We start from the raw sequence: 26,186 nt of genomic DNA, 5'->3' as shown, positions 1-26,186 counted from the left end.
TTTGTGTGTTCATAGCCAAATTCTCTACCCAAGGGCGGTTCTGCGCAACTCGCAGCCCGCCCATTTTTTATTCTAAATTCAAGATCTGAATGACGCCCAGAAAATCCGACTGTGCGAAATCTGCGGCGAGCTGAATGCCGATTGGGTCAAGACCTCGACCGGTTATGCTCCGGGCGGGGCCACGGACGAGGATTTGCAGTTAATGCGCCAACATTCTCCGGCGCACGTTCAGGTTAAAGCAGCGGGTGGAGTGCGCTCGTTAGACAGATTGCTGGCAGTGCGGGCGCTGGGCGTGACCCGCGTTGGAGCCAGCCGCACCGCAGAAATCTTGGACGAGTGCAAACGGCGATTAGGCCAATAAAAGGAATGGCGGAATGGGCCGCTGGTTTGAAGAACATCTGATCAGCCTGGTTTTTGGCTTTATTGGCGCCGTTTTTGCCGTGATTGGTGGGGGCTTTTTATGGGGGTATTTCCATACCCAACAGGAAACCCAACAGGCCGCCCAAATCCCGCTCTACACCCTGGCCCAATTGGGCGATATTTCTTCAGGAACTCCGGTTGCGATTGAGGGACGCATAAGTGAGCAAAACACCCCTCGTTTTGAAGGGTTGGTGGCTTACATTGCCCGCCAATACCAGGGGATTGAATGTGACGACGAGGATGACGAAGACGACGATGGCGATTACGAATGTGACGAAGTATGGTCCCTGGTTGAACGGGTGACGCCGGCCTTATGGCTGGATTTGCCGGAGGGCCGGGTGAGAGTGGGGAACACGGATTACGACCTGCTTAACGCGCCCGAAGTTTGGCAAACCACGTTGAACCCCATTGAATATGAAACGCTGGAATATCAAGGGTTTCGGATGGGCAACCCGGTTTTTGTCATCGGCCAGGTGAAGACCAATGACGGGGTCAGCCTGAACGCGGATTTTCTTTCCGGTGGTAATCGCCAGGATTATTTTAACAGTCAAGCCGAAGCAGCCACGGTTCTTCTTGTTATGGGGTTTGTTTTTGCCGGGTTTGGCCTTGTTTTTTTGCTTGTGGCCATTGTGACGGCCGGGTTTGCCTCGCCGGTTAAAACTAAGCCCCAATAGGCAAACCATTCCCAGCAAGTAACCTTTAAATCGCCGGTCGGCTAAAATCATGACCGGCATTTTTAATATCCACCTTGAGGCGTTCCCGACCGGCGAGCAATTTTCGTCATTTGTCCTTCGTCATTCGAAGGGCCGGTCGCTAATTTGAAAGGAGAAAAATCATTGTGACCGAAAAATTCAAAACTTTGACCACCAAACTCAAAGAGATTCAAAACATCAACAGCGCCGTGGCCGTGCTGCATTGGGACCAGCAGGTCAATATGCCGCCCGGCGGGGCAGAGGCCCGGGCCGAACAAATTGCCACCCTGGAAACAATGGCCCACGAATTGTTCATTGCCGACGAAATTGGCGTGCTGCTGGCTGATCTGGCTGACGCCGGATTTGCATACGATTCTGATGAGGCCAGCCTGGTGCGCGTGGTCCAACGAGATTACGAAAAAGCGCGTAAACTGCCTGTGTCTCTGGTTGAGGAGATGAGCCGGACGTTTGTCCTGGGCCATCAAATTTGGGTAAAGGCCAGGGCGGAAAAAGATTTTGCTCAATTCCAAAACAGCCTGGCCAAAATTGTGGATTTGAACATTCAAAAAGCCCAGGCGTACGGCTACCAGGAGGCCATTTATGACGCCTTGCTTGACGATTTTGAACCGGGCATGAAATCTGCTGAGGTGAGCCGGGTGTTTGAGGCGCTCAAGGCTGAATTGGTGCCGCTGGTTCGCGCTATTTCGGCCCAAGTTGAAACGGTGGATGATGCTTGCCTGCATCAAGATTTTGACCTGCAAGCCCAATGGGATTTTGGCCTGACCGTGTTAAAGGCGATGGGCTATGATTTTGAACGGGGGCGGCAGGATAAATCGGCCCATCCCTTTACCACCAGTTTTTCCATCAACGACGTGCGCGTAACCACCCGTTTTCACCAAGATTGGTTGAACCCCGGTTTGTTTGGCACCATGCATGAAGGCGGCCATGCCTTATACGAGCAGAATATCGCCCCGGCCCTGGAAGGACTGCCCCTGGCCCAGGGCGCCTCGTTGGGCATCCACGAGTCCCAATCGCGCCTGTGGGAAAACGTTTTGGGCCGCAGCCGGGAGTTTTGGCAGTTTTATTATCCTCGTTTGCGGGAATATTTTCCGGCCCAACTTAAAGAGGTCAAACTGGATACTTTTTATCGGGCCATCAACAAAGTGGCCCCTTCGTTCATCCGGGTTGAGGCCGACGAGGTGACTTACAACCTGCATATTTTCCTGCGTTTTGAGTTGGAACAGGCCTTGCTGGAGCAGCGCCTCAATGTGGCCGATTTACCCGACGCCTGGAACACCAAAATGGAGGAATACCTGGGCCTCACCCCGCCCGATGACGCCCTGGGCGTGTTGCAGGATGTCCATTGGTCGGCGGGGATGATGGGCTATTTCCCCACTTATACCCTGGGCACCGTGCTTTCGCTGCAATTTTACCATCGAGCTTGGCAAGATATACCTGACCTGCCGGAACAATTCAGCCGGGGCGAGTTTGGCGCGCTTTTGAGTTGGTTCAAAAACAACATCCACCGGCATGGCCGAAAGTTCACGGCCAACGAGTTGATTGAGCAGGTGACGGGAGCCAAACAGATAGAAGTTGGCCCCTATCTGAGTTACATCAAGCAAAAATTTGGTAAGATTTACCAATTGTAAAATAAGCAGGCGAAATGAGTGATAGACCTCTGCTGGTCGTTATTGGCCCAACGGCGGTGGGCAAAACGGCTTTGTCGGTGCGGCTGGCCCAAGATGTTGGCGGCGAGATTGTTTCGGCGGACTCGCGCCAGATTTATCGCGGCCTGGATATTGGCGCCGACAAAGCTTCGGCGGCGCAGCAGGCCCTGGCGCCCCACCACTTGCTGGACGTGGTTGACCCGGACCAAGTTCTGACCCTGGCCGAGTTTCAGGAACGGGCCTACGCGACTATCGCGGCCATTCATCGCCGGAACCGGCTGCCGTTATTGGTGGGCGGCACGGGGCAGTGGGTGTGGGCGGTGGTGGAAGGTTGGGGCATCCCGCGCGTGCCGCCGGACCCCGCCCTCCGGGCCAAACTGGCCGCTCGCGCCGAGGCTGTTGGCGCTGAGGCGCTCCATGCCCAACTGGAGGACGTTGACCCGTTGGCGGCCCAAAAGCTTGATCCGCGCAATGTACGCCGGGTTATCCGGGCGTTGGAGGTCTATCAAAAAACGGGCGTGCCCATCAGCCAACACCAACAGAAAAATCCCCCGCCTTACCACACTTTGCTCATTGGTTTGACCATGCCCCGGGAAATCCTTTATAATCGTATTGACCGGCGGGTCGAAAAAATGATGGATAGCGGCCTGGTGGCCGAAGTTGAAGGGCTGGCCGCGGCGGGCTATGATTGGCGCTTGCCGGCGCTGTCGGGTTTGGGTTATCGTCAAATTGGGCAGTACTTGCAGGGCCAGTTCAGCCTGGCCGAAGCGGTGGCCCTGATTAAAAAAGAAACCCGGCGCTTTATGCGCCAGCAGTATAATTGGTTCCGCTTGGCCGACCCGCGGATAGACTGGTTTGACCTGGCCGGACAACCGGAGGAAACTTATGCCCAGATAAAACACCTGGTTACTAGATTCCAAGGAGCAAAGTAATAAGGTTGCAAGGTAGAAAGGCAGTTACCCTGCCACTCTGTTACCCTGCTACCTTGACATTCACTATGGCAAAAAATTGATGGAGGAAAAATTATGACTACGCAATCATTCACCACCGCTTATCTCCAAACCTTATTGGGCTACCCGTTCCGCGATAAAAACTGGAAGAATAAATTTCTAATTGGCAGTTTAGTGGTGCTGGCCGGTTTTGCCGTGCCCCTGGTGCCGTTCTTTTTTGTTTACGGGTATATGATGCAAATCATGCGCCGGATTATTGTGGAAAAAGGCGAACCATATCTGCCGGAATGGGACGATTGGGGCAAACTATTGGTAGATGGCTTGAAGTTATTGGGAGTAGTATTTATTTATATGCTGCCGGTGATGGTGTTGTTTTCTATTGGTTACGCCATGTTCTTTGTGCTGCCGTTTTTGGGAGTGCCGGTGATGGCCATAGCCGGGGAAGAGAACGCCGAGGCAGCCGGGGGAGTTTTTGCCGTAATCACGGTGCTGGGGATGGTGGGCTTTTTTATTTTGTTTGGGGTGGGCATGCTCCTGGCCCTGGCGATTGGCCTGGTGATGCCCGCCATTATGGGCCACGTGGTGGCAACCGATGAATTTGGCGCAGCTTTTCGTTTTAAAGAATGGTGGGCTGTTTTTCGGGCCAACGTGGGCGGCTTTTTGATGGCTTACGTGATGATTATGTTGCTCTCAATGGTGCTCAGTTCCGCCTTTACACTGCTTTACTGTACGATTATTTTATGCTGTTTGATACCCTTCCTGACCGCGCCGGTCACCATGTATCTTATCGCCATTTATGGCGCGCTTTTTGGCCAGGCTTATCGGCAGGGACTGGAAAATCTGGTCGGCCAGGAGGCTATGGCGATAACAACGGAGTAACGATATCTTGGCTAAAAAATACTACGTGGTTTGGGTGGGCCGGCAGTCGGGCATCTACTCCACCTGGGCCGAGTGCAGCGAGCAGGTGCTTGGTTTTGCGGGGGCCAAATACAAGGCTTACACGCGGGAAGACCAGGCAAACGAAGCGTTTGCCTTGGGCTGGGAAAAATGTCTCGGCCCCGTCCCGGCCTTGAGTTTGCCTTCCGAAGTTGTGGCCGACAGCGTTTCGGTTGACGCCGCCTGTGACGGCAGTCCCGGCAACTTGGAATACCGGGGCGTTTACACCCAAAGCGGCCGGGAGTTGTTTCACGTTGGCTCTCTTGAAAACGGCACCAATAACTTGGGCGAGTTTTTGGCCATTGTGCATGCCCTGGCCCTGCTCAAAAAACAGGGTCAAAAAAAACCTGTTTATTCAGATTCCAGAACGGCCATTGGGTGGGTTCAACGCAAAACGGTCGGTTCAAGATTACCCCGGAATCAGGACACCGAAAAAGTGTGGGAGTTGGCTGATAGAGCCTTGCAATGGCTTGAGAACAATGCCTATGCCAACGAAATACTCGAGTGGGATACCCAGGCGTGGGGCCAGATCAGGGCCGACTTTGGTCGGAAATAAAAAAGGTTGTGACATAGGAGGAAAAATGCTCATCGTTGTGCTGACCATCTTGACCATTATCTTTGCCGCTATCCTCATCCGCGCCGAATATCGCGGCCCCGTGCGGCACATCCACCTTTTTAAACCGTTGACAATGGCCTGCATTGTGCTCATCGCTATGCAGGGGCAGGCTACGCCGCCGGTTTACAAATATCTGGTTTTGGCCGGTTTGATTTTTTCAATGGCGGGCGATGCGCTGCTGATGCCGCCCTGGGACCGTTTTGCCGCCGGGCTGGGCGCCTTTCTGGTGGCGCACCTATGTTATATTGCCGCGTTCATCTCAGACCTTGACACGCTGGCCTGGTGGCCGTTGATTTTGCTGGTTATTTACGGCGTAGTTGTTTATATGATGGTATCGCCGGGGTTGGGAAAATTAAAACTGCCCGTGATCATTTATATTGCCGTAATCTTGGTGATGGCCTGGCTGGCCTGGGCCCGCTGGCTGGTTCAATTGAGCCGAGCAGTGGCGCTGCTGGCCTTCGTCGGTGCGGTGCTGTTTGTGGTATCAGATTCCATCTTGGCCCTCAACCGTTTTCGTGGCCCGCACAAGTTTGCCCGCGCCTTGAGCCTGTCCACCTACTTTGCCGCGCAATGGCTAATTGCCGGGTCGGTGGGAGCGTTGCTATTGTCTTAACGCCCACCCGCTGAAAAGGTGCTGCTTTCCGGGAACCATTTCTCCAGCATTTGTAACATCTCGGGATCCGCGCCTAACGCGCTGATGGTGTGCGGCCCCAGGGCCATGCCTCCAATGGCGTACACCAGGGAAACGGCCATGCCGCCCAGGGCCAGGTAAAGGGCCAGAGCCATGCCGCCCAGGGCCACCCAGCCGGCCGCAACGCCGCCCACGGCAATTACACCCAGCCCCAAACCACCCAGCACAAAGCCCCCCAATGCGATCCCCCCAATAGCAATCAGGCCGATGGCAATGTTGCCAATGGCAATGATGCCCCTGGCCACGCGAGGCCGTCCCGTTTCAGGGTTAATGCCCTGGGCAATATGAATGAGCGGCCAGCCCAACACTTCAAGTTTAGAGCGGTACTCATAGCCCCAATAGGCTCCGTGCGCCACGACCACCTGTTGCTGAGAACGCGGGTGGCCATCCAAAAACTCGCCGCAATAATGGCATTTAACAGCTTCATCTTGAATTTCTTCGGCGCAATAAGGACAAATTTTCATAGTTCACCTCTATTTTCATTTTGAGTAACGACCAAACCGACCAACGACGAAGGACCAACGACCAAAGTTGTTGTCCGTCATTCCTCGTTCGTTATTCGTCATTCGTCGTCCTTCCCCGGTATCTTGCTCATCGCTCGTTCGGTGAGGGCCATAATGGTCAGGGCGGGGTTTACGCCGGGGTTGGCCGAGATCATTGAACCGTCACACACAAACATATTTTTATAACCGAAGACCCGGTTATTTTTGTCAATCACACCCTCAGCGGGGGTTTGCCCCATCACACAGCCTCCCAAAATATGGGCCGTGGTCGGGATGCCCAATAGCGTTTCCGTTAACAAGGCTATCGGCTTGCCCCGGACCAACCGGGCGTACTGCTCGACCAATATTTTGGCTTCCGGGATGAAGGCCGTGGGCTGTTCCCCCTTTTCCACGGTTGTTTTCATCCCTCCCAATCCCCTGGAAAAAGAGAGCCGGCTGTCGAGTGTTTGCATAAACATGAGGATTTGCGTCCGTTTGGCCCAGTCGTCCACAAAAATAACCTTTAGATTTTGGCCGGGATGAGCGATAAAATCGGCCGCTATTTTGGCCAACCGGACCACTACATTGGGCCCGTGGGCCAGCGGCGCTTGCAGCAGCCGCCAAAAGCCTGAACCGGCCGGATAGCGCACCGGCTCTAAATGGCTATTTGTGTCGGTATGCAGAATTGAGCCGATGGCGATACCTTCGGAAAAAACCGTGTCTTTGTCCAAAGCCGTCACCCCCATTAGGCTTTCCGAATTGGTCCGCACCCCAGCGCCCACTTTGTTTGAGAGATTGGGCAACGAAGATTGTTTCAAATCCAAAAGCAGTTTTACCGTGCCCAGCACGCCCGCGGCCAACACCACTCCCCGGCAGGTGTAGGTCCCCCTTGTTTTCAAAAGCGTGGTGGCTGATTTGCATTTGATGGTATAACCCTGCGTTCCATTTGGCCCCCGTGGAATCACGTCGTACACTTCTGTCTCGGCCTGAATTTTGGCCCCTTTTTGTTGAGCCAGGTGCAGATAGTTTTTATCCAGGGTATTTTTGGCCTCATAACGACACCCCAGCATACAGCCGCCGCAGAAATTACAGCCGGTTCGGTCCGGCCCGGCGCCGTTGAAATAGGGGTCCGGGGCGGTAAGGCCCGGCTGGCCAAAGTAAATGCCTACCGTGGTGACGGCAAAGTCGTTTTCCCGGCCTATCTGTTGGGCCAGTTGCTGCAAAGCTTTATCGCCGACGGCCAGGTAAGCATTGGGGGTGGCGCCCAGCATGGTCAGCGCTGTGCGATAAAACTCTTTGAGTTCTGCCGCCCAATCCGCCAGATGCGCCCAGCTATCCGCCTGAAAAAATTCCGGTTTGGGCGTAGCCAGGGTATTGGCGTAAACCAGCGAGCCGCCGCCAACGCCTACGCCCGATAAAACCGTAATGTGCCGGAAAAACGTAATCTTGAACAGCCCAAAGAATCTGAGCGTGGGCAGCCACAGCCACTTTTTGAGATTCCAGTTGGTTTGGGGAAAATCTTTTCCGGCCAGCCATTTGCCCTTTTCCATGACCAGCACCCGGTAGCCCTTTTCCGCTAACCGCAACGCCGCCACCGAGCCGCCAAACCCACTGCCAATGATGATATAATCGTAATCAAATTGTGGTGTGTTCATGATGTCTCATTTTACGATGAGTGGTAGAGAAACACAAACCGCAAGGATCAAGCCAAAATAAAAAATACAGAGGAATCTCAAATAGAACTGGACTTCCCCCAGAAGACGTGCTATGATGGGGTTTGCCTGGAAAAAGTATACGCGGGTTTTTGCCAATAATAGCCCTGATTGCGCAAGAGCTTTTTTAGTTGGAGTCGAACACCTGGCCGAAAAAACGCAGTAAAAATATCGGCAGACGGGTAATACAGTTATTGAATGATTTGTCATTTGAGTAATACAATAAGGATACCAAGATGGATAATAATGAAAAAACTCGAGAAGAGCTTCTTGCTGAGTTGCAAGAAGCCCGGCAGCAGATTGCCGAATTGAATTCAATTTTTGAGGTATTGCCTGATATTGTTTTTAAATCAGATGCCCAGGGCAACATCGAGTTCGTCAGCCGAAGTCTTCCGGGCTTGGAACGAGAACAATTGCTGGGGATGAATACCGTAGACTTAACTCCCCCCCAAGCACGTGAACAAGCTATCCGGTCTTTGGAAAAGCTACAAGGGGGGGAAGAAACTTATCTCGAAACTGAGGCACCGGGGCCTGATGGACAACCAAGCTGGACGGGGAGTCGCACCTATCCCATCATTCGTGACAATGAAGTTGTTGGCGGGTTGAGCGTAATTACAGACATTACGGTCCAGAAACAGGCAGAAGCCGAACGCGCCCGATTGCAAGAGGAAATCATTAAGACTCAACAACACGCCATCCAGGAACTCTCGACGCCGGTCATACCGATTATGGATCGCATTATTGTGATGCCTTTGATTGGCAGCATAGACAGTCTACGCGCCAAGGACATTACTCGTAACCTGTTGGCCGGCATCAGCCAACATCGGGCCAAGGTGGTGATCCTTGACGTAACCGGTGTGGGGATTGTGGATACCGGCGTGGTTAATCACCTGAATAAGACCATCCAGGCGGCCCGGCTTAAGGGGGCGCGCACTATTGTTACGGGGGTTTCTGATGCTGTGGCCGAAGCCATTGTTGATCTGGGGATTGACTGGAGTGAGGTGCAGACCTTGAGCGATTTGCGGACCGGCCTGACGGCGGCGTTGGCCTCATTAGGCTTGCGTATTGAGGCCAACAAGTAAAGCTGGAAAAGGGGATTAGGTTCTGTTGACATTTCGGATTATGTCATTAGTATGAGCGACCAAAGGGAGCGAAGAATCTCCTGTTTCGGGTCTAATGACATTTTGGGGCAAATTGTCAACAGAACGCGGCAAATTTGTCGCGTCAAACAGACTCCAAAGTATCAAAAGAATTCCCGCATTAAAAGAGGAGTTGGTCCATGCCGCAACTGGTCAAAGGCGGCAAGCACACGTTTGGTTGGTGCCGGGTGGGGGCCGCCGGCCGGATTATCATCCCCCCTGAAGCCCTGGCGGAGTACCGTCTGCAAGAAAAGGAGAAGTTAATCCTGGTGCCCGGCAGTCGGACATCAGGTGGGTTTGGCTTAGGTTCTCCAGAAGCTGTCAGAAAGTCTCCTCTGGGTGCCGTGCTGGATGTCCATTCAGGGCTGAGAGAGTACCGGTTGCCTGAAGGAGAGGTTATCGAGTACAATGGCAGACCGTATAGTTGGGTTGAACTACGTCACGGCGGCGTCGCCATTCCTCCGGAAACACTCAAGAAGTACGGGGTTGGGATTGGGGTAAAGTTGTTGGTGATAAGAGGAAGCGGTTTGGCTATTGGTTTTGCCGTGCGGGGGCCAATTGTGGCGGAAGCCAAAAAACATCCAGAGTTAGAGATATTTGCGCCGGAAACATAAAAACTGGCGAATTTTTCCGCCTGATGGCAATTGCCGGCAACCCTGCCCCATAATGGAGCAGGGTTTTTTATATGATAATACGATTGCCCTGAACTCTTAAGTGTAGCCTTGCCAAGAGTTAACCGACTGGCCTATAATGTGGGCTGGTTCCAGCCGTCATTGAGGGTCAACAATTGAACTTGAACGTGGGGAGAGGACAAGGTGGTCTTGGTAATTCGGTACACCGTTGGGGGGGCAGTACTTGGGGCGTTTTTGGGCTTATTTTTGGGTTATTGGCATGGCGGCGTCAATTTTAACATTCTTCAGACTTATTTTCTGAGAGGGTTGCTTATTTGCCTGTTTGTCGGGATGATTTTGGGAGTATGGCAGGCAATTTTTGGCCGCCCCCAAATGGTTTTTGACTACAACCGCCATGTAACTTACAAACTTGCCTCCTGCGCCTGGTGTCGTGGCAGCGGCAAGAACTTATTCATCCTTCCTTGTAGGGTCTGCGGAGGGCGGGGGAATGTGCTGACAGTTTATCCCCGCAAAAAATGCGCCTGGTGTCGAGGAAGAGGAAGAGAGTTTTTTATATTAAGATGCAGAGTATGTGATGGGACCGGCTGGGCCTATGGTCATGCTGATCGAAGATGAATACCGGGCGACAATAGTCGCCAATCAAAGCCCAAACGCCTGAAAAATTGCCCAACGTAAAACAGTTGGAATTTGAATTTGATACCGATAATGTAGGGGCAAACCCTTGGGGTCGCCCTATGGGCAAGGGCCGGGTATTGCCCCTACAAATCATCAGGAGCCTAATTCTTTAGCATCAGGGGTAGGTAAACTGTGGTTCCGCCGAATCCGCCGGCCCACCAAAATCCGGAACTAAGGCCATAGCTACCCCCGACAACAACAACGCCGGCAACAGGCTCGCTCACCGTGCCGTTAAGGAGGTAAAGGCTGCCGTCTGTTACCGGCCCGCCGCCCCCACCAACGACACTGCGCCGCAGGACCACCCCGTCGGCAGCCAGCACGCTTCCTACCAAAAACAAACCGCAAACCAGCAAGATAAAAAATACTACCACTCTTCTAACCGCCATGCTATTCCTCCTTAGTATTCGTAACTGCTATCCAGTTGTAGCCTGACCCCATACAGATGAATCATGTCCCCACCGGCGGGAGTATTAACGGAGAGGGTTATCCCGGTAGGGGCCGTTGTAGTGGTGATGGTGTAGGGATTGGTAGGGGTGATCGCAAACGAGGTGGCCGTGGCGCTTGAGTAAGTGTTACTGTTACTACCAATGGTGAGCATGCCGCCGTTATCAAAATTCATGCCCATAATCCCGGCCCAGGTAATGCTGGCCCCACCACCTACTTTGTAGTAAACCCTGACCTGGTCGAGTACATACTCCCGGCCGTAGGGAACTTCAACCTGTAGCGGGATATAAACTGATCCGCTGCCACCGCCGGCCTCTCCTACAACCGCCGTATAGTTGCCATTTTGCGGGGAAAGGTGGTAGCCACTGGCGAGATACGGCAAAACGGCGTTCAAGGTGGGCGCAAAAACACAAGTATCCCGGCCGGCAAAACCCTCATCGGAGTAAGTAACATCTGTATTATAAATACCATAGATGTTGTCACCCACCCCATCAACGTAAAGCGCGCGTCCATTTTTGTTTTCCACATAAAGGCCGTACTGGCTCGTTGTGTCTGTTTGGCCCATAACCCGAGCGCCCGACGTCAGGCCCATTGCATAGGGCACGGCCCGCAGCGTTTGCCGGGGCAAGGTGGTGCCATTGACCACAATTTCCAGGTACAACTGTTCGTCAAAATCAGTATAGGGGTCCAGCGGCACAGTTTCACCCAAAACCACGCTAAAAATCCCGTTAGAAACGGACACGCCGGTGTGGGTTTCGTCTCCCCATTCCCTGTTGCCGGCGCCGGCGGCCTCTTCATCCCACAGGCTAAACACCATATTGTAACTGCCGTTCAGGGGGCTGCCGCTGTTATCGGTCAGATAGCCCTGGTAGTTCATCGTTTTAGCGGGCACAGCCATGATGCCGATTTCAGCTTCTGCTCCAAAATCGCCTTCCCCTTCGGCCGGGGGCGGCGATGACTCCGGTTCCTGTCCCATCACGGTCCCTACCGTCACCAGTACCAGCAGCACGGTGACAACGACACTAATGCTCCAAAGTTTTTTAAGTTTCATTGTGATTCTCCTTATTTTAATATTTTGGTTGACTTTTATAAGTTTGGGCATATCGTCTATTCGCTCACGCTACCAGTTTGAGCATAGCCACCTCCTTTCTGGCCCACTGGCAGGTTTTTATGGATTTTTAGAAATTAATCCGGTAATGTAGGGGCGTCCCCTTGTGGTCGTCCCAGAGGACAGGCGCCAGGCGCTGTCCCTACTTCATGAAAACCTGTCCGGTGTGGTTTCCTTCGTAATGCCATTGTTATTCTCATTGCCGTTTCGTGGGGGCTGTTACCCTCCTGTAAAATAGAATAGCAGGTAAATGTCACAGAAATGTCGCCGCTTTGTCGCAATTTTGTCGCAGATAGAATGATGGAGGGACTGCTGGCCCAAGAAAGGGCGCTGGTCGTTGAGCCGGTGATATGGGGATAAATAAGAGGTGGCTCATGGGTGAAATGTGTGCGGACATGTCACCACGAGCCGGAGGCGAAGTGGTCTCCCCCCCGTTGAACGGGGATTGCGTCGCTTTGCTCGCAACGACATGCGCAGGTTCTACACATGAGCCTAAAAGGTTTCTTTGGGATTACGTTGGATTCAAAAAGACCGCAGCGGTTTCAAAAACCGCTGCGGTCTTTTTTATTCATATTCGTTCAAACCCGGTTCTACGATCCTAACCGCATTATTTCAACCGGGCAACTTGGTGGCAATTATGTTTTACGGCTCGATTATTCTCCTGATAACTAAATTGTCAAAATCCACAGCGGCGGATTGATTCTCTTCAAACATGTCCAAAATCAGGCCAATTTGCCCTTTGGCCAGGGTATCGTCCGTGAGGGTGGTCAATTGGTCGTCATTGACAAAGAAGGTGAGGGTGCTACCTTGGGCAATCACCTTGAGTTGGTTGGTTTGGCCTGGTTTAATGGCTTTGGCGCTGGACCAATCTTTGAGTTTTATCCACTCGTTATCATAAAGGAAAACGGCGTAGAGGCCATCATTGCCAATTTCAAAGGTGTAAACATTGGCTTCGCTGTCTTCGCGGAAAGCGATACCATAGGAGTAATGTTCGGCGGTATCGTGGGGGGTGGCTTCCAGAGTGAGCACAAAGTCTGAGAACTCTCGATTGGGTAGCTTTTTTTCAATGTAAGCGGCTTTTTTGGTGAGGGCGCGTAAGGTGTATTTGCCATCCTCAATGGTGATTTCATCCTGGCTGTAGTCATCTTCAAATTCGCCGGTAGCCCAACCGTTAGCATCGGAGTCGAAATACTCCTCAAAGATAATGTCGCTGACGCCGGCCAGTTCCTCATCGTTCAGGGCGTATACCACCAGGTTATCAAAATCAACGGTCGCGCTGTCCCCTGCTTGGTGAAGATTAAGGGCTACACCAATCGAGCCGTCCAGCAGGGTGTTGTCTTCCACGGTGGTGGCTTCCTGGCCGTTAACATAAAAGGTCAAGGCCGGGCCGGCTGCTTTGGCCATCAGTTGGTTCGGCCCACCAACATTAATGGCCGCCAGCGATTTCCAATCAGCCAGTGTTTTCCAATTACCATCCGCTAACAGATCCACCTTAAAACTATCATTTTCTATTTCAAAGGTGTAAAGGCTTTGGGTATTGGCGTTATTGCGCAAAACAAGGCCATAACCATAGGCGTCGGTATTGGCCTCAACCGGGAAGGCGTCAACCGCTACCACAAAGTTATCAAAATTGCCGCCGGTCAGGTACTCCCAGATAAACACGTCTTTATCGGCCTTTTGACTCATACGATAGCGACCATCAACCATCTCGGCGTTGTAGATGCCATATTCATCTATTTCCTGGCCAATGGTCCAGTTATTCTCGTTTGAATCAAAGCTCTCCCGGAACAGTTCTGCTCTATCCAGGTTAACCGGGGGGAGAATCGTATCAACTTCCACGCCTGATTTGGTGGGAGTAGGCGCGTCGGAAGATTCTGCGGTGGGTTCTGCAGTAGGTTCAGGGGTTTTTGGGAAAAGACCGTCAGACACGGACACATCTCCCGATACGGCCGTGGCTGTGCCGCGCTCCCCCCTGCCAGAGAGAGCAGCCAGGGCAAAGATACCCCCTGCGCCCAGGCACAATACTACGGCCACCACCAGCCCAATAACTAAAAACGTACTCATTGTGCTCCGCCCTTTGGCCGGCGTGGGCACCGGAGGGGCTACTCCTTGCGTTTTAGAGGGAGGAATGCTGGTGGTAGGGGCGGCGCTTTCAATTTCGCGGAGCGCATCTTTTAAGGCTTGCTCCATTTCGGCGGCGGTTTGGTAGCGTTGCTCGCGGTTTTTGTCCATAGCCTTGAGTACCACCTGCTCCAGCGGCTCGGCCACATCAGGTTTAATCGTGCGCGGCGGCGACAATGGTTCTTTGACGTGTTTCAGCACCACGGCCAGGGGGGTTTTAGCCTGGAAGGGGGGCTGGCCGGTCAGTAATTCATACAAAACCACACCCAGAGAGTAGATGTCGCTGCGATGGTCCACGCTCACCCCTTCGGCCTGTTCGGGCGACATATATTCCGGCGTGCCCAAAATGCTGCCGGTGCCGGTCAAGCGGGTGCCGCCGGAATCTTGCATCATTTTGGCAATACCAAAGTCGGTGAGCAGCACCTCACCCTGTTTGTCAATGAGAACATTGCTGGGTTTGATGTCCCGGTGGACCACCCCTTGGCGGTGGGCATATTCCAGCGCTCTGGCGATATTACCCACAATCTCTACAATGCGTTTGTCGGATGTCGGTTTGCCCATCTGGTCGGCCAGCGTGCCGCCTTCTACGTAACGCATGACCATGTAGGTTAAACCTTCCTGGGTGCCAAAATCATAAACGGGCAGGATGTGGGGATGTTCCAGGGCGGCAATAGCTTTGGCTTCCTGGGCAAAACGTTTGACAAAATTGGGATCGTGCGCAAATTGGGTGGGCAAAATTTTAACGGCCACGTAACGGTTGATGGAACGCTGGTAAGCCTTGTAAACGGTAGCCATCCCGCCCACGCCAATTTTTTCAACAATTTCGTATTGTCCGATGGTTTTGCCGATGAGGTCTGACATAGCTTCTCTCCTTGGCCCGGGGCTAATGCGGCCCGGTGGTTATTTTTTTAGGGGAAAGTCTGGAGGGTGGTATTGTTGTTTGTTACAGAATAGTATCTCAATTTGGGGGCTGCGTCAAGTGGCTAATGAGGGCCTGCTGCGTCCCAGAATTTTGGCGGTAGAGACAGGACATTGTCCTGTCCCTACCCTAGGCCTAAAAATTGGGACAGACTCCGAGGGTCTGCTGGATCAATTTCGGTAGGGACGTGATCCCCGGGCTTACGCCAAAGATGGGATTTGTGGTGGTTGCTCTTTTAACCAGGTCATAATTTTGTCATAGGTATCAACCAGCGCTTCGGGTAACACCCGCGTGTCGCCAAACACAGACATAAAGTTGGTATCGCCGCTCCAGCGGGGTACAAGGTGAACGTGCAAATGGTGGTCAATGCCTGCCCCGGCCACCCGACCCATATTAAGGCCAATATTGAATCCATCGGGCTGCATCAGGGTCGAAAGTAACCCGGTAAAATAGGTGACCAGGGTAATTATCTCAAACTGGGTGGTGGGAGAAGTCTCAGCCAGGGTGGCTACATGCTCGTTGGGTAAAACCATCAGGTGGCCGGTATTATAAGGGTAAAGGTTCATCACTGTAAAAGCGGTTTGTCCCCGGTAAACCAGGTAATTCTCCCGGTCGTGGCTGGGGTTGGCGCGGAGGTGGTTGCAGAACACGCACTCCTCCCTTTGCGGCTCGGTTGAGGTTACGTATTTCATTCGCCAGGGGGTGTATAATCTATCCAACTTGGCTCACTCACTTCTTGATTAAGAAATTCCTGATTTTGCAGAAGATTTCATTGGCCCTCGTAGGAACTGAATTGAATTGCTCAGCTCCATTTGAGTGTCAAAAATCTTTAGGGTTTGCGGTAAAATAACATCCGCCGCTTTTCTGCCCGCACAAATTGTATATTTTACCAAAGAGAGATGGAATGAGCGAATTTGCCAATCAGGGGGAAGGGATTACTATAATATTTATGGCCCGACTTTCTGGCGACTTGGTGCGCCATAAACTGCCAACTTACACCTTTGGCCAAAATGTAATTTATACCGAAAAAACCGGCTCCACCAATACCGAGCTAAAAAAATTGGCCCGGCAGGGAGCGCCGGAAGGTTTGCTCTATCTTGCCGAAGAGCAACTGGCCGGCCGGGGGCGGCTGGAACGAAAATGGTATGCCCCCGCCGGGTCCAGCCTGCTGCTGTCGTTGCTGTTCCGCCCCGGCCCCTGGCTGACGCCCGCCCAAAGCCAACGCCTGACCATGCTCTGCGCCCTGGCCCTGGCTAATGCCATTGAAACCCATACCGGCCTGCGCCCCGGCCTGAAGTGGCCCAACGACTTGGTGTGGCACGATGGCAAAAAATTGGCCGGAATTTTGACCGAGGTGGACATTGAAGGGGAACGATCGAATTGGGTGGTGGTTGGCGTGGGTTTGAACGTCAACCTCGATTTCAAGAAAGAAACAGGACAATCTGGGAATGGAGATACGCCTTTGGCCCAAACCGCCACCAGCCTGTCGCTGATTTTGGGCCGGGATACCGACCAGCTTCGTTTGCCAATTCTGCAAAAATTCCTGTCGAATGTGGAGCGGCGTTACGACGCGCTGCGGCAGGGGGGCGTGTTGCCCCATCGGGAATGGCGCAGCCGATTGGTGGGCCTGGGCCAGCCGGTAACTATTATTGGTGTGGAGGGCGATGTGCGCCAGGGCATCATGGCTGATGTGAACGAAAATGGCGCGTTACTGCTGCAACAGGCCGATGGCTCGCTGATGACCTTCCTGGCCGGGGATGTCACTTTGCGTAGGACAGGTTAACGGCTGGCGGGATGGCGCTGGATTGGTAGAAGTTTGAAGCTATGATAGAATATCATAGTGAAAGGAGTCAACCTATTTCTACCAAAAACAACCAACTTATTTTTACCGCGTCTCCTGTTGAGCGCGCCTTTTTGGTGGGTGTGGAGTTAAAGAAGCGGCCGGGAGATAACCATTCCGCCTTCAAGGTGGAGGACTCGTTGGAAGAACTGGCGGCTTTGGCCGATACGGCCGGCTTGCAAGTTGAAGGCGCCACTTACCAGCGCCTGGAAAGTATCCAGCCCGGGACCTTGATTGGCAGCGGCAAGATTGAGGAGTTGCAAACCTATCGGGATGAACTGGCCATTGATGTTTTTTTGTTTGACGACGAGTTGAGTCCGCGCCAGCAGCGCGAATTGGAGAAGTTGCTCAAGGTTAAGGTGGTGGACCGGACGGCCTTAATTTTGGACATTTTTGCCCGCCATGCCCGCACCCGCGAAGGACAATTGCAGGTGGAATTGGCCCAATACGAGTACCGCTTGCCCCGCCTCACCCGGATGTGGACCCACCTGGCCCGCCAGGCCGGCGGTCGAGCCGGAGGAGTGGGCGGCGGGGTGGGGGTGCGCGGCCCCGGCGAAACCCAGCTTGAGGTTGACCGCCGGGAGATTGGGCATCGGATTACCCATCTCCGGCGGGAATTGGAGAAAGTGCGGGCGCACCGGGCGCGTCATCGCAACCAGCGCCGCCGGGCCGGGATTCCGGTGGTCTCCATTGTCGGTTACACTAATGCCGGCAAAAGTACCCTACTCAATAAATTGACCAAAGCCGAGGTTCTGGCCGCCGACCAACTTTTTGCCACGCTTGATCCGACCACCCGCCGGGTGACCCTGCCCAGCGGAAACGAAATCCTGTTCAGCGACACGGTTGGTTTTATTCAAAAATTACCCACCCACCTGATTGCCGCTTTTCGGGCCACCCTGGAAGAGATTACTGAAGCCGACCTGATTTTGCACGTGGTTGATCTGACCCATCCTAACGTAGCCGAGCAGGCGGCCACGGTGGCGGAAACGTTGGCCGACCTGGGCGCCACTGAAGCGCCCATGCTGGTGGCGCTCAATAAAATTGATCGGTTAGCCAATCCAGAGCAGGTCATTGAGCAGATGGCGCAATATCCCAACAGCCTGGCCATCAGCGCCAAAACCGGACAGGGTTTGGAGATATTGTTAGACAGAATAGAGGGGATTTTACAACAGAGCAGGGAAATGGTGTCCTTGCTTATTCCCTACAGCCGGGGGGATTTGGTCTCACTGCTCCACGAGCAGGCCATTATCAACCAAGAAACCTACCAGGCTGAAGGAATCAACATTGAAGCCCACGTTCCCCATCACCTGCTGGGCCTGATCCGGGCCTACCGCTTGCAGCCTGCAATTTAAATATGGAACATATTCAATTACTATCTCAGGAGGGAATTGCTCATGCTCGATAAAATGGCCCTGATCAAAGGGCTGCCCGTCATCATCGGGCTTATTTTGGTAATTATCAGCTTTATTGCTCAATTTCTGCCGGCGCTTTCTTTTTTGACCGCCGGGCAGTGGTTGTTACATTTGGGCGTTATTGTGGGCCTGGGGGGTATTTTGTTTTCTGATACGTTGTAAAAAAACAGGGCAAGATAAATTTCTTGCCCTGGCGTGCTTTCTGGTGAAATAAACTATTTAAATTCTCAGTTCGCTGCTGAATGTCCCCGTTTGCGCATTACCGCCACCATCCCGGCCACCAGCAAGAACAAAATCAAGCCAATCGCTGCCACCATAAACGGTGTATTGGTTTCGCGTCCTGCGCCGGACACCGGCAAAATCGTCTCATCCTGCGCTGCATCTGGCGTGACGGGCGCGGCCACAGTTGGTTTAGCCGCTTCGTCCGCGCCGGCAGCAACAGCCTCAGGGGTGCTCATTTCCTGGTAGCGGGTCGAGTCGTCGAGGGCCAGGCCGCCGGTGTCGGTGCTGGCTCGTTCGTCACCCTCGATTTCGGCAATGTAGATTTGCTGGCCGCCGGAATAGATGATTTCATAAATTTTACCGTGTTCCGCCACAAAGCTGTAAGTAGCCCCCTTGGTTTGCCCCTGCCCGTTAGCCGACCCCCGGTATTCACAATCCGGGATGAGCAGCAGGTCTACGTAAGGACACGTTGGGCTGTTTTGCTCCTTGTACGGTATCCATAGATCATCCGCGCTGCAAAAACCCTGGGGACTGCCGTAGGTGAAACTGAGGTTGTCGCCGCTGCAATTTCTCACCCGCGCCGAGGCTCCGGCTTCGGGCGGATAGAGCGGGCTTGATTCCACCTCGGGATAGGGCAGGGGCGCGCCCAGGTTGTTTTCAATGGCAAAGGTGGGGCCGGGGTATTCGTTGTAATTGCTATCGGTTTTAACCGTGCGGATGATCAGTTGGTACAAACCGTCGGGATAAGTACGGGTATCCAGATAGGCCAGGTTGCCGTTGATCACCGGGGCAAAAACCGTGGCCGCCCACATCAATTGGTTGCCGGTTTTCAGAAAAACCTCGTATTTCATAAAATCCATAAAGTCAACGGTTCCGGTTGCCGTCACCAGGCCCGAAACGCTCTCTCCTTCTGAAGGGCTGGTAATTTCTACTGTTTCTCCCCGCGCCGCCAGCGCCGTATTGCCGCTAACGGCCAATAAAAATATTCCCACAATAACTATTATAGTGGCAAGTTGCCGTGGATAATTTTTCATTGCCTGCTTATCCTTTCTTTGACCAAATTCCCACAGGGTGTCAAGATGAGGGTCTGTCCAAAGTTTGGGCACAGATTGGGGGGCACGGGGGTATTTCCCCGAATCCCCCTGGTTTATGCCAAATTCCTACAATTTGGAATGTACCCCAAGATGACATAAAAATTTCACATAAGATTATAACATAATATTGGGATAAAGAGAAGTCCAACGTGAGAATTTTGAAAAGGGAAAAAAACTAATCCCTTGGCGCGTCTGCAAATATAAGCCGGGTTCGTTCGATTTCAGCCCAATTCTCAGCCAGGCCCAACGTATTTAATACGTCTGTGGGGCGGAGATGGCCAAACTGCCCGGCAGTGAGACGCATGTGTAAATGGACTTCACCACCACTTATTGTCTCAAGGCGGAGTTCGTGTAGCCAGGGGCGTAGATCAAACACTTCCCCCTGCCCCTTACGCTGCCGGGTCTGGATCACTTCATCAGCGGCTAACAGGACCTCAATCCGGTCGGTCAAGGCTTCGGCCGATAGATCGGTTTCCACCACCACGCGATACTCGGCCTGGCGCAGCAGGTGGGGCAGGGTGGGGGCCTTGAGGGGAATTTCTGCAACCGAGTGCAGGTCAATACCGCTAGGCAGAGCGGCGCGAATGTGGACCAGCGTTTCAGCGGCGGCAACGGGGCGGGTGAGGATAATGTCCATAATTTCGGCCCGGCCAATGACGCCCACCGGCAAACTGGAGGCAATTTGCATTTTGGGGCGGGGGTTGAATCCCTGCGAATAGGCCAGCGGAATTTGGGCGCGGCGCAGCGCCCGCTCCCAGGCCAGGGCCAAATCCAGGTGAGAGATATACTTAAGGCTTGCTTTTTTGGCAAAGGTCAGGCGCAAGCGATACCGGGGAGATTGGTTAGGATCGGTCATTTATTTCATCAACCAATATTTGCCGCAACAGGGCATACGTGGTGTCAGACACAGGCGTGTCCAGTTGGTCCACCTCGGCCAGGCTGAACCAGCCTACATTTAGCGCGTCGTCGCCGGGAGTCAAAGATTGGGCCGGTTCAAGCGCTTCGGCGCGTAAGTCCAGAATTACGTAATGGAATTGCACCCGTCTTTGTTCGTCGCGCACAATGGCGTCAAACGTATAAAGCACCTCCCCCGCTTTCACGCGCAGGCCGGTTTCCTCAAAGGTTTCACGTTCAGCGGCGGCCTGGAGCGTTTCACCCAATTTTACGCTGCCGCCGGGAATAGCCCATTTGCCTTGCGCCGGGGGTTTGCCTCGCAGCACCAGCAGCACCTTTTTTTGATGGATTATCACAGCGCCTACGGCCACCCGGGGCGCATCGGGGTAGCGGGTATTGCACATTGTCAAACCTCTTTGGGCTAAAAACGTCAGTATCTTACCAAAACTTTGCCTTGAGAGCAAGCCCCCCAAAACATGATGGGGTCTGGCCCAGTTTTTAGACCATAGGATAGGGACAGGACAATGTCCTGTCCCTACCGCCGAAGTTTTGGGACGCACCCAAAGGATGTTCCTGATTTGGCAAATCTTTGCTGTCACTCCTGAGTCGTGATACAATAAATCTCGTCAAATATAGGCCGGATGCCTTGCAGGTCTGGCGGGAGAGAGTAACAGATGGAACAACCACATTTATCTGCTCAACTGGATTATTTAGAGCAGCAACATCAGGCAGACCAGGCCAAAATGGCCGAGTTGCAGCAACAGGTCGAGTCGCAAGCCTACGAGGCGCAAGAACAGGCTCGCCGGCTTCAGGCGTTAGAAGAGGACCTGGCCGAAGCCCGCTTGACCCTGGCCCGCGTGCCTCAATTCGAGGAACAGTTGAATCGTTTGCGGAATGAATTGTTGCAGACACTTGAGGAGCGATACAGTCGTCGCCAGCCGGGAGGGATGGGTACAACCCAGGCCACGGCTACTCAGTTTGACACGCATACCAAAGCCCTAAACGAGTTGCGTCGAGAGTTGGATAAAACCCGGCGTTACGATGATCAGATAACGCTGGCCCGGACTGAACTGGAACGGCTGCATAAAACGGTCAATGCTTTTCAGGCCGACCTGGACCGGCTGCACAAACAGTTAGACGAACGGGTGCGAGCGGCAAAATATATGGAAGATCAGCGCAGCGCCGACGCCCGGCGCGTAGCGGAATTGCAGGCCGGCTTGCCTGACTTCAATAAAAAGCTGGAGGCAAGCCTGGCCAAAACTCAAATGCTCGAGCAGCAAATTTCCCAATTTAGCCGGTACGAGATTGCTCTGGAAGAAGTGCGAGAGGAGATCCGTCGTCACCGCGAACACATGGATTTTCAAGCCGCCCAGCGCGAGCGCCAGATGAAAACCTGGAATGACCTGGCCGAAACACTCCAGCGCCGCATGGATGAGTATGAAGACCTGATGGAGAAATATGCCCAGCACTATCAACTCAATAAACGGGCCTTAACCTCCTTGCAGGATTTTCAGGAACGTTTGCAGCGCGAGCAGCACCAAACCGAAGAACTCCAGCGCCTGGCCGAAAAGCGCCAGCGGTCCGAAATGGAAAAGTTACAAGCCGGTTACGGCCAACGCTGGCAGAAGCAAAACATGGAGTGGAAGACCCAGGCCGAAAGTCTGCAAAAAGATATGGAAACTTTGCAGAAGCGCACCGACGAGATTACCAAATTCAACCAGACCATCGAGAAGCAGATGACTCTGATTCTGCAAATCATTGAAGAGGATGTGCAGGCCAGGGCTTTAGCCGCCCAGGAATGGCAGCAACACTTTGAGCAGTTAGCGGAAGAACAGGATTAACGGATGCGCGTGATTGGCACCGCCGGGCACGTGGATCACGGCAAATCCACCCTGGTTAAAGCCCTCACCGGCATCAACCCTGATCGGCTCAAAGAAGAGCAGCAGCGGGAGATGACCATTGACCTGGGCTTTGCCTGGTTGACCCTGCCTTCCGGCGAGCCGGTTGGCCTGGTGGACGTGCCCGGCCACCAGGATTTTATCAAAAATATGCTGGCCGGGGTGGGCGGGATTGACCTGGCCCTGTTTGTGGTGGCCGCCGACGAAGGCGTGATGCCCCAAACCCGCGAACACCTGGCCATTCTGGACCTGTTGGAGATTCCTCGTGGGGTTATTGCCGTCACCAAAATTGATCTGGTGAAGGATGAAGAGTGGTTGGAATTGGTGCAGGCCGATATTGTCGAAACCGTGGCCGGTACGGTTTTGGCTAACGCGCCGTTGATTCCCGTGGCCCCCTTGCAGGGGCAGGGGCTTGACACCCTGGTTGGCGCCCTGGATCAAATTTTGGCCCAAATTCCTCCCCGTAGCAATCGAGGCCGGCCCCGCCTGCCGATTGATCGCGTTTTTTCCATTAGCGGCTTTGGCACGGTCGTCACCGGCACGCTGCTCGATGGCCGGTTGCAGGCGGGCCAGGAAGTTGAGATTTTGCCCCAGGGTTTAAAAAGCCGTATTCGGGGCCTGCAATCCCACAAAAAAAACGTTGAGCTGGCCGACCCCGGCTCGCGGACAGCCGTCAACCTGACCGGCCTCAGCGCCAGTGAACTCAGCCGGGGCAATGTGCTGACTACTCCCGGCTGGTTGGAGCCTTCCCAACTGCTTGATGTTTATCTAAGGCTTTTGCCCGACCCGTCCAGGCCGCTGCGCCATCATCAGGAGGTTGAGGTATTTACCGGCTCCACCGAGGTGATGGGGTTTGCCCGCCTGTTGGGCGCGCGCCAGCTCGACCCGGGCCAGGCCGGTTGGGTGCAGTTGCGTTTGGCCCACCGTATCCCCGCCATTAAGGGCGATCACTTCATCATCCGCCAGCCCTCGCCCTCCTTGACCATTGGCGGGGGCGTCATTGTGGACGCTTTGCCGCGCCGTCGCCATCGCCGGTTTCGGCCGGAAGTAATTGAGCGCCTGGAGACCCTCCTGGCCGGCGCGCCTGAAGACGTGCTGCTGGCCGAACTGGACCGGCGCGGTCCCCTACCCGGGCGAACACTCATTGCCGAGTGCGGCCTGCCCCCCGAAACTGCTTCGGCGGCGCTGGCAGTTTTACTTAAAAACGGCCAGGTCTTTTTTCTCTCCAACGAAGGAACGGAACCACCGGCTGATTTAGCTGCCTCAAAATTGTTAGTAGTTTCTCGCGCCGGTTGGGCCAACCTGTTGGGTCAAATCAAAACCGCGCTGGCCAATTATCATACCCGCTACCCCTTGCGGGTGGGTATGCCCCGCGGCGAATTAAAAAGCCGGCTCAAATTGGAAACCCGCCTGTTCAACGAAGCCATTCAGCGCGGGCAGCAGGAAGATGCGTTGGCGGCCACCGAAACGATGGTCCGTTTGGCCGACCACCAGGTTAAATTCAATGCCCAACAGCAGGCCGCCATTGACCAACTCCTGGCCGATTTTAAACGCGCTCCTTATAATACCCCGCTGCCCAAAGACGTAGCCGCCGCCATTGGCGAGGACGTGCTACTGGCCCTGGTGGAAAGCGGCCAACTGGTCCGTCTCTCGGATGAAGTCATTCTACTGGCCGAAACTTACCGGGAGTTTATGGATTGGCTCAAGGTTTATTTGGGGCAGAATCAAACCGTCAACGTGGCCCAGGTGCGCGACACCTTTAGCACCAGCCGCAAATACGCCCTGGCGCTGCTGGAATACACCGATGAACAACGGCTCACCAAACGGGTGGGCGATGATCGAGTGTGGCGAGAGTGAGGTGCGTGGTTAGGGAGCTAAAATCAAGGTCACGGGGTCAGGTAAGGCATAATAAACCAAAACGGACTGGCCAGGGCCAGAAAACCCAACGCGCCGTAGCATACCATCATCACCCAAGAGGTGGGGATGAACCCATAGCGGGCCAGCAGCGCCCGCCCGGCGGCCGCCGCAAAAACCAACCCGGTGATCAGGATAGCCCATTTGTCCGGCTCATTTTTGAGCAGAGAGGTGGTTATTACCCAGACCCATCCAGTGGCCAGGCCGGTCGCCAGCCACCACCGCCATCTTGGAGAGAACGCTTCCCTCAGTCCCATCGCAAAAAAGATAGCCAGGGGGATTAAGGCCGGGAAGAGATAGCGGCCCTGGAACTGCCGGAAACTCAGATTATACCCAACATAGGCCAACCCTACCAGCATGGTGGCCAGGCCCAGCAAACCCAGAGCGCGCCACTGGTCGGCTGACAGGTTGTACTCCGGCCCGGTTGCCCGGCGGGGCGAGCGGATACGCCAGGCAAAGCCAATCAGCCCACCTGCCGCGATGAGGGTCAGCAGGGTCAAGAGCAGGTAGGTGCGGCCGTCCATGGGCACGGCCATCCAGCCAAATTGTCCCCAAAAGCTATGGAACGTGGTGGTGGCAAAGTCGCTCAGGTAGACCGGCCAGCCCACCTCGGCCAGGTAATCGGTGGTGCGCAGTTGGCCCACCACAATCGCCTCGTGTTGTTTTAGCCCCAAAATGTCAAAATTGCCGTAAATGAGAGCGTTGCGCCCAAACCACGGCAGGATGATCAAAAAGGCCAGCCCAAAAACCACGGCTGCTTGCCTGGCCAACTTGCGCCAGTCCCTCCCGGCCCCTTGCTCTGTTTTTGGGGTGGAGGTCCACCATAGGGCTACCGCCACCAGGGGCAGGGCAATGTAGACTGTGGTTTTGGCGCCCAGGCCCAGGCCCAACAAAAGGCCCAGTAACCAATCATTTTTAATGTAGGAGGAAGGGGCAACCTGGTCAGACGGCATGAGCCGCTGAACCAGGATATAAAGGATGGCGGCCAGGATAAGTTCGGCCAGGGTATCGTTGTTGATGGAGGACAGGATGGCCAGGTGCATAGGCGTAAAAGCGACCAGGGCCATTGCGCCGTAGGCGATGGCCGGCCGGTTTGGGAAGATGGTCCGCCCGATAAAAAAGGCCAGAGCGACGACGGCTCCGCCCAGCACGGCCATAGATAAAAAGCGTAATATCGGCAACGAGCCGCCACTCAGCACAAACACCGGCATGCCCAGCAGATAATAAAACGGGGGTTGATGAAATTCATAACAGATGGGGACAATAGACATATCTGGCGGAAAACGGCGCGAGGTTAATTCATCGAGGTAAGCCTGGTTATAACAGTTGGCCGTCAACTCCGGAAAGCCGGTTTGGGTGGTGACCGCGCGCACGTAATTGTAATGCGCCGGTTCGTCGGGCGCTTGCCAGGCAGGGGTCAGAAAGGCGTATAATCCCCCCGCCAGCCAATAAATTGCCAGAATAATGAAAAATAGGGGAGAACGCCGCACGCCAGCCATAACGGCTGGATTATAGCCCGGTTGAGGGGAAGAGACAAAAACATTGAGAAGCCGTCTGAAAAGCATGTCATTTCGAGAGCCTGCCCTGAGCGCAGCGAATGGGCCATAGGCCGAGAAATCCCCGGAATCTCGCTCGAAAACATTACGCCGTAGAGATTTCTCGCTACGCTCGAAACGACATGGAGCCTATGTCGGGCTTTTCAGAGAGG

The 26,186-nt window shown here is 54.0% G+C and carries 23 protein-coding genes and 1 pseudogene; 14 read left to right on the top strand and 10 right to left on the bottom strand.

The genetic code is table 11. From position 1 onward, the window contains the following. Window positions 1–100 precede the first annotated feature (100 nt). From JW953_12645 to JW953_12615, 7 genes and pseudogenes are all read left to right on the top strand, one after another. Window positions 101–361 (top strand): annotated as a pseudogene (locus JW953_12645) (deoxyribose-phosphate aldolase). A gap of 13 nt (window positions 362–374) precedes the next feature. Further along, window positions 375–1,094 (top strand): hypothetical protein, encoded by a 720-nt coding sequence (locus JW953_12640; GenBank protein MBN1993540.1) that lies wholly within the window; start codon window positions 375–377, stop codon window positions 1,092–1,094. A gap of 164 nt (window positions 1,095–1,258) precedes the next feature. Further along, the gene (locus JW953_12635) at window positions 1,259–2,761 is read left to right on the top strand and encodes a carboxypeptidase M32 (GenBank protein ID MBN1993539.1); all 1,503 of its coding nucleotides are present in this window, start codon (window positions 1,259–1,261) and stop codon (window positions 2,759–2,761) included. 14 nt (window positions 2,762–2,775) lie between these two features. Next, window positions 2,776–3,711, top strand: a complete 936-nt coding sequence (gene miaA, locus JW953_12630; protein ID MBN1993538.1) for a tRNA (adenosine(37)-N6)-dimethylallyltransferase MiaA — start codon at window positions 2,776–2,778, stop codon at window positions 3,709–3,711. Between the two features lie 93 nt (window positions 3,712–3,804). Then, window positions 3,805–4,608 (top strand): DUF4013 domain-containing protein, encoded by an 804-nt coding sequence (locus JW953_12625; protein MBN1993537.1) that lies wholly within the window; start codon window positions 3,805–3,807, stop codon window positions 4,606–4,608. Between the two features lie 4 nt (window positions 4,609–4,612). Next, on the top strand, window positions 4,613–5,221 hold the full coding sequence (locus tag JW953_12620; protein MBN1993536.1) for a ribonuclease H family protein: 609 nt from the start codon (window positions 4,613–4,615) through the stop codon (window positions 5,219–5,221). Window positions 5,222–5,246: 25 nt separating this feature from the next. Further along, window positions 5,247–5,894, top strand: coding sequence for a lysoplasmalogenase (locus JW953_12615; protein MBN1993535.1), 648 nt, complete (start codon window positions 5,247–5,249; stop codon window positions 5,892–5,894). On the opposite strand, the gene JW953_12610 is transcribed toward JW953_12615, so the two are convergent. Both JW953_12610 and JW953_12605 read right to left on the bottom strand, forming a co-directional pair. Further along, window positions 5,891–6,436, bottom strand: a complete 546-nt coding sequence (locus tag JW953_12610; protein MBN1993534.1) for a hypothetical protein — start codon at window positions 6,434–6,436, stop codon at window positions 5,891–5,893. The genes JW953_12615 and JW953_12610 overlap by 4 nt on opposite strands. A 98-nt stretch (window positions 6,437–6,534) precedes the next feature. After that, window positions 6,535–8,109 (bottom strand): GMC family oxidoreductase, encoded by a 1,575-nt coding sequence (locus JW953_12605; GenBank protein ID MBN1993533.1) that lies wholly within the window; start codon window positions 8,107–8,109, stop codon window positions 6,535–6,537. 293 nt (window positions 8,110–8,402) lie between these two features. On the opposite strand from JW953_12605, the gene JW953_12600 reads away from it, so the two are divergent. Together JW953_12600 and JW953_12595 are read left to right on the top strand one after the other, a co-directional pair. Beyond that, window positions 8,403–9,248 (top strand): PAS domain S-box protein, encoded by an 846-nt coding sequence (locus JW953_12600; GenBank protein MBN1993532.1) that lies wholly within the window; start codon window positions 8,403–8,405, stop codon window positions 9,246–9,248. 197 nt (window positions 9,249–9,445) lie between these two features. After that, complete coding sequence (locus tag JW953_12595; GenBank protein MBN1993531.1) at window positions 9,446–9,919, top strand: hypothetical protein; 474 nt, start codon at window positions 9,446–9,448, stop codon at window positions 9,917–9,919. A gap of 794 nt (window positions 9,920–10,713) precedes the next feature. Here JW953_12595 and JW953_12590 read toward each other — a convergent pair. The 4 genes from JW953_12590 to JW953_12575 form a co-directional block, all read right to left on the bottom strand. After that, the gene (locus tag JW953_12590; protein MBN1993530.1) at window positions 10,714–10,998 is read right to left on the bottom strand and encodes a hypothetical protein; all 285 of its coding nucleotides are present in this window, start codon (window positions 10,996–10,998) and stop codon (window positions 10,714–10,716) included. Window positions 10,999–11,009: 11 nt separating this feature from the next. Further along, window positions 11,010–12,107: a hypothetical protein gene (locus JW953_12585; GenBank protein MBN1993529.1), complete on the bottom strand. Its 1,098-nt coding sequence runs from the start codon at window positions 12,105–12,107 to the stop codon at window positions 11,010–11,012. Between the two features lie 699 nt (window positions 12,108–12,806). Further along, window positions 12,807–15,146 carry a protein kinase gene (locus JW953_12580; GenBank protein ID MBN1993528.1) on the bottom strand — a complete coding sequence of 780 codons (2,340 nt, stop codon included), beginning with the start codon at window positions 15,144–15,146 and terminating at the stop codon, window positions 12,807–12,809. 258 nt (window positions 15,147–15,404) lie between these two features. After that, window positions 15,405–15,923: an HIT domain-containing protein gene (locus tag JW953_12575; GenBank protein MBN1993527.1), complete on the bottom strand. Its 519-nt coding sequence runs from the start codon at window positions 15,921–15,923 to the stop codon at window positions 15,405–15,407. Window positions 15,924–16,108: 185 nt separating this feature from the next. Between JW953_12575 and JW953_12570 the strand changes: the two genes are divergently transcribed. From JW953_12570 to JW953_12560, 3 genes are read left to right on the top strand one after another with little or no spacing between them, the layout of a single operon-like run. Then, window positions 16,109–16,987 carry a biotin--[acetyl-CoA-carboxylase] ligase gene (locus JW953_12570; protein ID MBN1993526.1) on the top strand — a complete coding sequence of 293 codons (879 nt, stop codon included), beginning with the start codon at window positions 16,109–16,111 and terminating at the stop codon, window positions 16,985–16,987. 41 nt (window positions 16,988–17,028) lie between these two features. Continuing rightward, window positions 17,029–18,396, top strand: a complete 1,368-nt coding sequence (gene hflX / locus JW953_12565; GenBank protein ID MBN1993525.1) for a GTPase HflX — start codon at window positions 17,029–17,031, stop codon at window positions 18,394–18,396. Window positions 18,397–18,438: 42 nt separating this feature from the next. Then, complete coding sequence (locus JW953_12560; GenBank protein MBN1993524.1) at window positions 18,439–18,618, top strand: hypothetical protein; 180 nt, start codon at window positions 18,439–18,441, stop codon at window positions 18,616–18,618. A 65-nt stretch (window positions 18,619–18,683) separates the two neighbouring features. Here the strand turns inward: JW953_12560 and JW953_12555 are convergent, their stop codons facing one another. From JW953_12555 to JW953_12545, 3 genes are all read right to left on the bottom strand, one after another. Continuing rightward, a complete protein-coding gene (locus tag JW953_12555) occupies window positions 18,684–19,712 on the bottom strand; it encodes a hypothetical protein (GenBank protein MBN1993523.1) in 1,029 nt (342 codons plus the stop codon). 235 nt (window positions 19,713–19,947) lie between these two features. Beyond that, window positions 19,948–20,628 carry a DUF2344 domain-containing protein gene (locus tag JW953_12550; GenBank protein MBN1993522.1) on the bottom strand — a complete coding sequence of 227 codons (681 nt, stop codon included), beginning with the start codon at window positions 20,626–20,628 and terminating at the stop codon, window positions 19,948–19,950. Continuing rightward, the gene (locus JW953_12545) at window positions 20,615–21,070 is read right to left on the bottom strand and encodes an NUDIX hydrolase (GenBank protein ID MBN1993521.1); all 456 of its coding nucleotides are present in this window, start codon (window positions 21,068–21,070) and stop codon (window positions 20,615–20,617) included. Before JW953_12545 ends, JW953_12550 begins: the two co-directional genes overlap by 14 nt. A 270-nt stretch (window positions 21,071–21,340) precedes the next feature. Between JW953_12545 and JW953_12540 the strand changes: the two genes are divergently transcribed. Further along, window positions 21,341–22,507 carry a hypothetical protein gene (locus tag JW953_12540; GenBank protein MBN1993520.1) on the top strand — a complete coding sequence of 389 codons (1,167 nt, stop codon included), beginning with the start codon at window positions 21,341–21,343 and terminating at the stop codon, window positions 22,505–22,507. A gap of 3 nt (window positions 22,508–22,510) precedes the next feature. Further along, window positions 22,511–24,421, top strand: a complete 1,911-nt coding sequence (gene selB / locus JW953_12535; GenBank protein ID MBN1993519.1) for a selenocysteine-specific translation elongation factor — start codon at window positions 22,511–22,513, stop codon at window positions 24,419–24,421. A 29-nt stretch (window positions 24,422–24,450) separates the two neighbouring features. Here selB and JW953_12530 read toward each other — a convergent pair whose 3' ends face one another. Beyond that, complete coding sequence (locus JW953_12530) at window positions 24,451–26,043, bottom strand: hypothetical protein (GenBank protein MBN1993518.1); 1,593 nt, start codon at window positions 26,041–26,043, stop codon at window positions 24,451–24,453. Window positions 26,044–26,186 lie beyond the last annotated feature (143 nt).

Source organism: Anaerolineae bacterium (genome assembly GCA_016931895.1).
Taxonomy (GTDB): Bacteria; Chloroflexota; Anaerolineae; order 4572-78; family J111; genus JAFGNV01.
Note: the sequence above shows the minus strand (reverse complement) of the source record. Positions and strands in the feature narration are given on the sequence as shown.